Source organism: Paenibacillus sp. FSL H3-0329, assembly GCF_037963285.1.
Taxonomy (GTDB): Bacteria; Bacillota; Bacilli; order Paenibacillales; family Paenibacillaceae; genus Paenibacillus_AQ; species Paenibacillus_AQ odorifer.
Window position 1 is genome coordinate 6,865,162 of sequence record NZ_CP150150.1, and the last position, 8,594, is coordinate 6,873,755.

General features: G+C 42.1%; 8 protein-coding genes. All 8 read right to left on the reverse strand.

Annotated elements, in window-relative coordinates; genetic code table 11:
* Positions 1-87 precede the first annotated feature (87 nt).
* Positions 88-903: a nucleoid occlusion protein gene (noc, locus tag NSQ66_RS30310; RefSeq protein WP_036677760.1), complete on the reverse strand. Its 816-nt coding sequence runs from the start codon at positions 901-903 to the stop codon at positions 88-90.
* A gap of 413 nt (positions 904-1,316) precedes the next feature.
* On the reverse strand, positions 1,317-2,042 hold the full coding sequence (gene rsmG, locus NSQ66_RS30315; protein ID WP_036677757.1) for a 16S rRNA (guanine(527)-N(7))-methyltransferase RsmG: 726 nt from the start codon (positions 2,040-2,042) through the stop codon (positions 1,317-1,319).
* A 3-nt stretch (positions 2,043-2,045) separates the two neighbouring features.
* Positions 2,046-3,932, reverse strand: a complete 1,887-nt coding sequence (gene mnmG / locus NSQ66_RS30320) for a tRNA uridine-5-carboxymethylaminomethyl(34) synthesis enzyme MnmG (protein ID WP_036677754.1) — start codon at positions 3,930-3,932, stop codon at positions 2,046-2,048.
* Positions 3,933-3,971: 39 nt separating this feature from the next.
* Positions 3,972-5,348, reverse strand: a complete 1,377-nt coding sequence (mnmE, locus tag NSQ66_RS30325) for a tRNA uridine-5-carboxymethylaminomethyl(34) synthesis GTPase MnmE (RefSeq protein ID WP_038573972.1) — start codon at positions 5,346-5,348, stop codon at positions 3,972-3,974.
* A gap of 109 nt (positions 5,349-5,457) precedes the next feature.
* Complete coding sequence (jag, locus tag NSQ66_RS30330) at positions 5,458-6,192, reverse strand: RNA-binding cell elongation regulator Jag/EloR (protein ID WP_036677749.1); 735 nt, start codon at positions 6,190-6,192, stop codon at positions 5,458-5,460.
* Positions 6,189-7,058, reverse strand: a complete 870-nt coding sequence (locus NSQ66_RS30335; RefSeq protein ID WP_036677747.1) for a YidC/Oxa1 family membrane protein insertase — start codon at positions 7,056-7,058, stop codon at positions 6,189-6,191. The genes jag and NSQ66_RS30335 overlap by 4 nt, the downstream gene beginning before the upstream one ends.
* 86 nt (positions 7,059-7,144) lie before the next feature.
* Positions 7,145-7,495, reverse strand: coding sequence for a ribonuclease P protein component (gene rnpA, locus NSQ66_RS30340; RefSeq protein WP_036677842.1), 351 nt, complete (start codon positions 7,493-7,495; stop codon positions 7,145-7,147).
* 289 nt (positions 7,496-7,784) lie between these two features.
* Complete coding sequence (gene rpmH / locus NSQ66_RS30345; RefSeq protein ID WP_036677745.1) at positions 7,785-7,919, reverse strand: 50S ribosomal protein L34; 135 nt, start codon at positions 7,917-7,919, stop codon at positions 7,785-7,787.
* Positions 7,920-8,594: the final 675 nt, after the last annotated feature.

Genomic DNA, 8,594 nt, shown 5'->3' on the forward strand with positions numbered 1-8,594 from the left:
AAATGCAGGACTGAGCAATACATCCTGGTTCAAGTCACACAAAAGGCGGCCAATCACTTTAAGGCCGCCTTCAGCTTTTGAAACAATTTATCTTTTGGGGATTTGGATTACAATCTCGTAATGGTCACCACGGTCATTTTCTGACGTTTTGATTTCCATACCTGAGCCTGACACCATATCAATAGATTGACGAATTGTATTAAGAGCTAGACGAACATCCTTGGTATAGGAGACCCGTTTTGACTTTTTAGTTTGTGAGACTTGTTTATAGAAAGCAATACGAGCTTCCGTTTGTTTAACATTTAATCCTTTTGCAATAATCTCTGCCAAAACTTTTAATTGCATTTCCACACTATCCAGTGATAAGAGTGAACGCGCATGTCTTTCGGAAATCTGACGTTCCATCAATGCTGTCTTAACCTCTTCAGGTAAGTGGAGTAAACGAATCTTATTCGCTATAGTCGACTGACTCTTGCCTAAGCGTTGTGCTAAGCTTTCTTGTGTTAATTGATGAAGATCAATTAACTTCTGATAAGCGACAGCTTCTTCTATGGAGGTCAAACCTTCACGCTGTAGATTTTCTATGAGCGCAATAGATGCAGCCTGCGAATCATTGAACTCACGGACAATAGCAGGGATCGTCTCTAAACCAAGCTTTTTAACTGCCCGCCAGCGCCGTTCACCTGCGATGATCTCATATATAGAATCTCGCATACGTACAACAATAGGCTGAATGACACCATGAGTTTTAATTGTCTGACATAACTCATCAATTTTGTCATCATCGAATATAGTCCGTGGTTGGTAAGGACTGCTAACGACCTCATGAACTGGTATTTGTTTGATTTCTTCTCCGCTGCTCCGCTCGTTAAACCCAAATAGCTTGGTAAATTGTTCTTTCATTCCGTTCATAACCACCTAATTTCGTTATAGTACGATCTTCTTGACCTTCTTCACGGAAAGCATATCGTACAGCAATCTAAAACATTCTGATATTATGGAATTACCTGTAATGAACAGGCATCATAATCTCTCCTTCTTTCGAACAAGAGTACAGAGAAGGAGTTATATACAAAATTAAAGTCTACTATGCTATTCTATCACTTTTCTCTACATAATCATATTCTCCGTAAAGACCTATTTTTCCTGCATTTTTACAGGTGCACAACCAAATCAGCTTATAAATCTAATTTTCATCTAAATTGATATTTATCGATTTTTGTTATCATCATCTTCATAAAAAAAGAGCATTCCCTTTGTTCAAAGGGAATGCTCCTAAAGGAACTTTGAGTATCGGCAATGTTTCACGTGAAACATTATTTCATCAATGGCGTTTTGGCAGGAATTCCCGCTTTTCTTGGATATTTAGCTGGTGTTGCTCCTGTCTTACGGATCATAACAATATGTCGATCCGACTCCTCCACTGGTAAGCTGAACGACTCCACTTTGCTGAGTTCAGCACGAAGCTCTTTTAAGCTGTACTTAGCTTCGCTTAATTCCTCTGAAGGATCGCTGCCCTTCATTGCAGCGAACACCCCATCTTTGCGTGTGAAGGGAAGACAAAATTCATTCAATAAAGACAGTCTTGCTACCGCACGTGCTGTAACCAAATCATAGGCATCACGATGAGTGAACTTGCGCGCGACATCCTCTGCCCGCCCATGGATCAATTGTACATCAGTTAATCCCAATGTCGTACTTACATGCTGCAGAAATGAAATTCGTTTATTGAGCGAATCAACAATCGTTAGCTTCAAATGAGGAAAACATATTTTAAGTGGAATTCCTGGAAAACCAGCTCCTGAACCGATATCTGCGAGATTGGTGACCTCGTTAATATCAAGGAAAAAAGCTAATGAAATAGAATCATAGAAATGCTTTGTATATACCTGCTCTCGCTCAGTTATACCCGTGAGATTCATTTTTTCATTCCAGGATACGAGTTCCTTATAATACAGATCAAATTGTGCTAACTGTTCTGCTGTAAGGGATATGCCTCGTTCCTGTAATAGTTGTGTGAATTGAACTTCCGTATTATCCATAGCTTATCCTTTCGCCGCGGTTACCCGGTTGTAATGCTCAAGATATACAAGAAGAATGGAAATATCAGCAGGTGTAACTCCCGCAATCCGAGAAGCCTGCCCGATAGAGATCGGGTGAATCTTAGTCAGCTTCTGCCGCGCTTCCATCGCTAATCCATGGATTTCATTATAATTAATGTCATCTGGAATTTTTTTCTTCTCCATCTTTTGCAGGCGCTCCACATGTTGAAGTTGTTTTTCTATATATCCGGCATATTTAATTTGGATTTCTACTTGCTCTTTCATTTCTGCATCCAGCATCTCTGGTGATGGTGATACTTGATCAACAAAACTATATACAAGCTCTGGGCGCCGCATCAGAACTAGCAAATTACTGCCATCTACAATAGGTGCCGATTCATATTGCGCTAGTACTTGGTTTACATCAACAGGTTTAACCTTTGTTTCTTGCAGACGAACAATTTCACGCTCCACCCGTTCTTTCTTATCTGTGAAGTTATCGAAACGCTCCTGTGTGATCAAACCAATGTCGTAACCGATAGGTGTAAGTCTTAGATCTGCATTGTCATGGCGAAGCAACAAACGATATTCTGCACGTGAAGTAAGCAGACGGTAAGGTTCATTCGTTCCCTTAGTCACGAGATCATCAATGAGTACACCAATGTATCCCTGTGAACGATCTAGAATTACGGGTTCTTTGTCTTGCACTTTGCGTGCTGCATTAATTCCAGCCATAACCCCTTGGCCTGCTGCTTCCTCATAACCGGAAGTGCCATTGATTTGTCCAGCAGTGAACAGACCTGGAAGACGTTTAGTTTCAAGAGATGGCCATAGCTGTGTAGGAACCATTGCATCATATTCAATAGCATAGCCGTTACGCATCATCTCTACCTTTTCCATACCGGGGATGGAACGTAAGATAGCTAGCTGTACATCCTCAGGAAGACTAGTGGACAGACCTTGTACATAGTATTCCGATGTATTTTTTCCCTCTGGCTCTAAAAAGATCTGATGCTTAGATTTATCACTGAATCTTACGACCTTATCTTCTATAGAAGGGCAATAACGTGGGCCAGTTCCTTCGATAATACCTGTGAACATCGGCGCACGATGAAGGTTGTCATTAATAATCTGATGAGTAACCTCAGAGGTATACGTTAACCAACAAGGAAGCTGTTCGTTATCGGATGATTTCGTTTCGAACGAAAAGAATTTCGGTTCATCGTCCCCTGGTTGAATTTCTGTCTTAGAGAAATCGATCGTATCACGATGTACACGTGGTGGAGTACCTGTTTTAAAACGCACCAATTCAAACCCAAGCTCCCGCAAATTCTCAGAAAGCTTCACGGATGGCTGTTGATTGTTAGGTCCACTTTCATATGTTAGCTCACCCATAATCACTTTACCGCGCAGGTAAGTACCTGTTGTCAGGATAACAGTCTTACTATGGTATTCGGTGCCAGTCTTCGTAACTACACCTACACAACGTCCATCCTCAACGATTAAACGCTCAACCATCCCTTGACGAAGTGTCAAATTAGGCGTTTTCTCCATAGTTTCCTTCATTGTATGTTGATAAAGGAATTTATCAGCTTGTGCACGTAAAGCATGTACTGCTGGTCCTTTACCTGTATTCAGCATACGCAGTTGAATGAATGTCTTATCTATATTGCGGCCCATTTCTCCGCCAAGCGCATCAATTTCACGCACTACATGTCCTTTGGCAGGTCCGCCTATGGACGGATTGCAGGGCATGAATGCAACCATATCCAGGTTAATTGTGATCATTAACGTACTGCAACCCATCCGGGCTGCAGCCAGTGCTGCTTCACAGCCAGCATGACCAGCGCCAATGACGATAACGTCATAGTTGCCTCCATCATAACTCATGTCCTGTTTCCCCCTTGAAATTATATTAAATCGTGAATCTTATTTTCCTAAACAAAATTGTGAGAATATTTGGTCTAACAAAGAGTCAGCTGCTGTATCTCCAATAATTTCCCCAAGCTGTTCCCATGCGAGCCGTACATCGATTTGAATCATATCAATCGGTATATACTGTTCTGCAGCATCGTATGCGTCTTGAAGTGATTTATAGGCTTTTTTGAGCAGGGCTATATGTCTCACATTACTCACATATGTCAAGTCACCCGATTCCAGCTTTCCACCAAAAAAGAGTGTCGAAATGGCATCTTCAAGTTTGTCTAGACCTTCCTCTTCCAGAACGGACATCGGTACAATGTTAGACTCCTCAAAAAACGAGAGCAACTTATCCTTATCCAGTTTGGACGGTAAGTCCATTTTATTCATGATTACTAGGCACTGTCTACCGTGTATTTGTTCCATCAATGCCAATTCATCCTCATGCAGCTCTTCATTAGCATTCAGCACAAGTAGAATCAGGTCGGCGTCACTAACTGCCGCTTTGGAGCGCTCCACCCCAATTTTCTCAACAACATCCATCGTTTCACGAATTCCCGCAGTATCGAGCAGCTTAAGCGGTATATTATTTATCGTTATAAATTCTTCTATTACATCACGTGTTGTTCCCGGAATATCTGTTACAATCGCTTTATTCTCACGAGCTAATGCGTTTAGCAATGATGATTTACCAACGTTCGGACGTCCGACAATAGCTGTCGTAATCCCTTCACGAAGTATTTTTCCTTCATTAGATGTCTTAAGCAGCTTTGTTATTCCCTCCATAACCTCACTGCTTTTGTCTTTAATAAATTCAGCTGTCATGGATTCTACATCATGTTCTGGATAATCTATATTCACTTCAATATGAGCCAGCATCTCAATAAGTGTGTGGCGTAAAGCATGAATTCGATCCGATAAGGATCCGCTAACCTGTTTTAAAGCTACAGAAAAAGCCCGGTCAGACTTAGAGCGAATCAGATCAATAACAGCCTCAGCCTGCGATAAATCGATACGTCCGCCCAAGAAAGCACGCTTGGTGAACTCCCCCGGCTCGGCTAACCTTATCTCCTGCTGCAGAAGTAAGTCCATCACTCTTCTTACAGAAATCACACCGCCATGAGCACTGATCTCTACTACATCCTCGGTCGTAAAAGAACGTGGTCCTTTCATAACGGTTACCAACACTTCTTCCATCTTCTCTCCGCTATCAGGACTGACGATATGTCCGTAATGAACGGTATGCGATTCCGCTTCAGTTAATGGAATTCGGCTGCGAAATAATGGTGCCACTTGGGAAATAGCCTGTGGGCCACTTACCCGAATAATAGCAATTCCTCCCTCGCCTAATGCCGTCGATACGGCAGCAATGGTGTCACTAAGCATGCTGTTTTTCACCCCAAAACTTATATTTTTTGAATAGAAACGTTCTTTTATTTTTAAAAAAACAATGACCCCTTACATTGGTCAAGGAGTCATTGCATCCATATAGTCTTTACTTCAAGGTTATAACGACGCGGCGATTTGGCTCTTCGCCTTTACTGAGGGTACTCACTTGCCGATGATCCTGTAACCTGGAGTGGATAATCTTGCGCTCCTGAGGAGACATTGGCTCCAATACAACCTCTTTACGAGTGCGAATTACACGTCCGGCTAAACGATCAGCCAGCTCTTCAAGCGTTTTTTTACGGCGCTCACGGAAGTTCTCTGCATCTAACACAAGCCGTATAAAACTGTCGGAATAACGGTTAGCTACAATATTAGCCAAATACTGTAGAGCATCGAGAGTTTGTCCTCTTCTGCCAATTAACAGTCCCAAATCTGGACCGGAAATTTGCAGAATCGTGGATTCCTTGGTGTGGACGATTTCCACCTCCACTTCGAGCCCCATGCTCTTAGCGACATCCACAATGAAATGAACGGCTTCTTGGTAAGCTTCCTCCACCGGTTGTCCGGAATCTTGGCGTGGCACACCGCCGATGGCCTCCTGTTTGCTCTCTCTTGCTGACTGTTGAGGCAGTGACGGAGCACTCGCCGCTGATGCCGGTGCGGCTTCGGCTATCAAGGTTAGTTCAACCTTGGCACCTTTCGCACCGATCAATCCCAGGAATCCTCTTGATGGCTGCTCAAGTACGTTGACCGTTACCCGGTCCTTTTGAACTCCAAGCTGGGTTAGTCCCCGTTCTACAGCTTCTTCAATGGTTTTCCCTGTTGCGACGACTTTGCTCATTTTGACTTTTTGGCTCCCTTCGATGACTTGTTACCGCCTTTGCTCTTCGGAGCAGGACTGGAGTCATCTGTACTTTTTACAGCACTTGCGATTGCCAATTTGTGTTTATCATTGTTGCGGTATAAGAAGTAGTTCTGAATAATAGTGTAAAGGTTACTGTACACCCAGTATAGTGGCAAGGCTGCAGGGAAGTTGTACGACATAACGAAGATCAGAACTGGATAGATCATCATCATGAACTGCATTGGCCCTTGTTGTTGCACTGGATTCATTTTGGTCATCATTCTAGTTTGAATAAATGTTGTTAATGCTGCTAGCACTGGTAAGATAAACAGATGATCCGGTTTACCTAGCTCCAGCCACAAGAAGGTGTGCTCCCGCAAATGTGGATTATAGTAGATCGAGTTGTAGAGAGCGATAAAGATAGGCATTTGAACGATCAGCGGTAAACAACCCGCCATTGGGTTAACCTTGTTTTCTTGGAACAAACGCATTGTTTCTTGCTGCACCTTTTCAGGTGTGTCTTTATATTTTTTCTGGATCTTTTGGAGTTCCGGCTGAATGGCTTGCATTGCACGCGAGCTCTTCACCTGTTTAATAGTAAGCGGAAGAATCAACGTGCGGACAATAATAACCATCACAAGTACGGCTAAACCATATTCTCCGTTAAACCAATCTGCAAACTTGTCCAAGGCAATGGCGAAATAATACACTACATTACTTTGCCAGAAGCCTCCATTCTTCAAATCCTCCGTAGTGTGCGTAACAGCAGTCGACGGAGCGCATCCCGACAGAACAGCTAACGACAACACCATTACCGTGATGAGGAGAAACCATTTTCCTCGTCTAGTCTTCATTAGAGACACTTCAAAACCCCTCTCTTAAACATTCCATTCCACCGTAAATCATACCATAATTATGAATACAAATAAACAAGCCTCTTAAGCACCCTTTATTTGCGGGAAGCCTTGAGTAGCTTGGCTTTACGAAGCACATGCAGCACACTTTTTTCGAGCTCTGCATACTCCATGGAAAGCGCTCCTTTTCTTACGATAAACACCATGTCTAAGCCACCTGCAATCTCGGGTTCATGGTGACGGACGATTTCCTTAACTAATCTTCTCATACGGTTACGGACAACCGCGTTTCCGACCTTTTTGCTAACAGACACACCTACTCTAAATCGCTCTACCTCTTTTTTGCCAAACCAATACACTACAAATTGATGATTCGCAAATGACTTCCCATGGCGGTATACACGACTGAAGTCGGCACGGTTTCGTAAACGTAACTTTTTGTGCACGGGAATCTCCTTCATAAAAATCCGGTTTAAGTGTCCCTCCGAATTTTTTCTTCTAATAGTATAGGCATTTGCAAGCAGCCATAAACGACCACATTCACTGTGCTGAAATTAAGCTTCTATATATAGTAGGAAAAATAATTTCAACTTCTCACAAAATATTTCTCAATATACGTTAAATAGCCCCGCAAAGTGTAGCTAGCGCATTAAGCGAGATCCTAGACTTTTGCAGAGCAATAATAATAAAAAGCAGTAAAAAAAGACCACCGCAGTGGTCCCTTAGTGGCCTAACTTACGCACTCAAAACTTTTCTGCCTTTCAAGCGGCGAGCTGCCAGCACTTTACGGCCGTTTTTCGTGCTCATTCTTTTACGGAAACCGTGAACCTTACTACGTTTGCTCACATTTGGTCTAAATGTCGGTCTCATAATTGCACCTCCCTTACAGGAACTTAATTACTGTCATATAAGCAGAAACGGACTAAGCCGTCCTTATAGTAGGGACAGTATCTACAAGAATCATCATTTTTATATATCGAGACATATCCTTACAGAAAACACCTTTATATATTTAAACACATTTTATGAGCAAAAGTCAACCTAGTAACCGGCTTGTTCCTCCCCCTCAAGCTCAGGTGTTTATCCACAACTCTCCCCAGAAAAAAAGTAATCCACAAGATATGACAGTTATCCACCTGTGATCAAAAAATAAAGTCGACTGCTCACAGTTGAGCACAACCTGTGTATAAAATTATCGAACCTTTGGCGTAAAGTGTCGAACCGTAAACAAATTATCAACAATATGTAGTGGTGTTCCTAATAATTGTACACAAGTGCTTGAATTTGTGGATAAAATAGCCCTGCTCATTGAAAAATAAGGGGCGTTTTGCTATGATGGTATTACTTTTGAATGTGAATAGATTTGTTTGTTCTCTTAATTATCAACAAGCTGTGGATAAAGTTGTGAACAAATCAAATTTATCCATATTTTTTTGTCTCTTCATATTGCCTACTGGGGATAAATATCAGCACCAACCTATTTTCTTCGACATTTCCACTTCATGGCTGATGCCACATTTGGAAGATTTAAAGGAGTGACAGTCT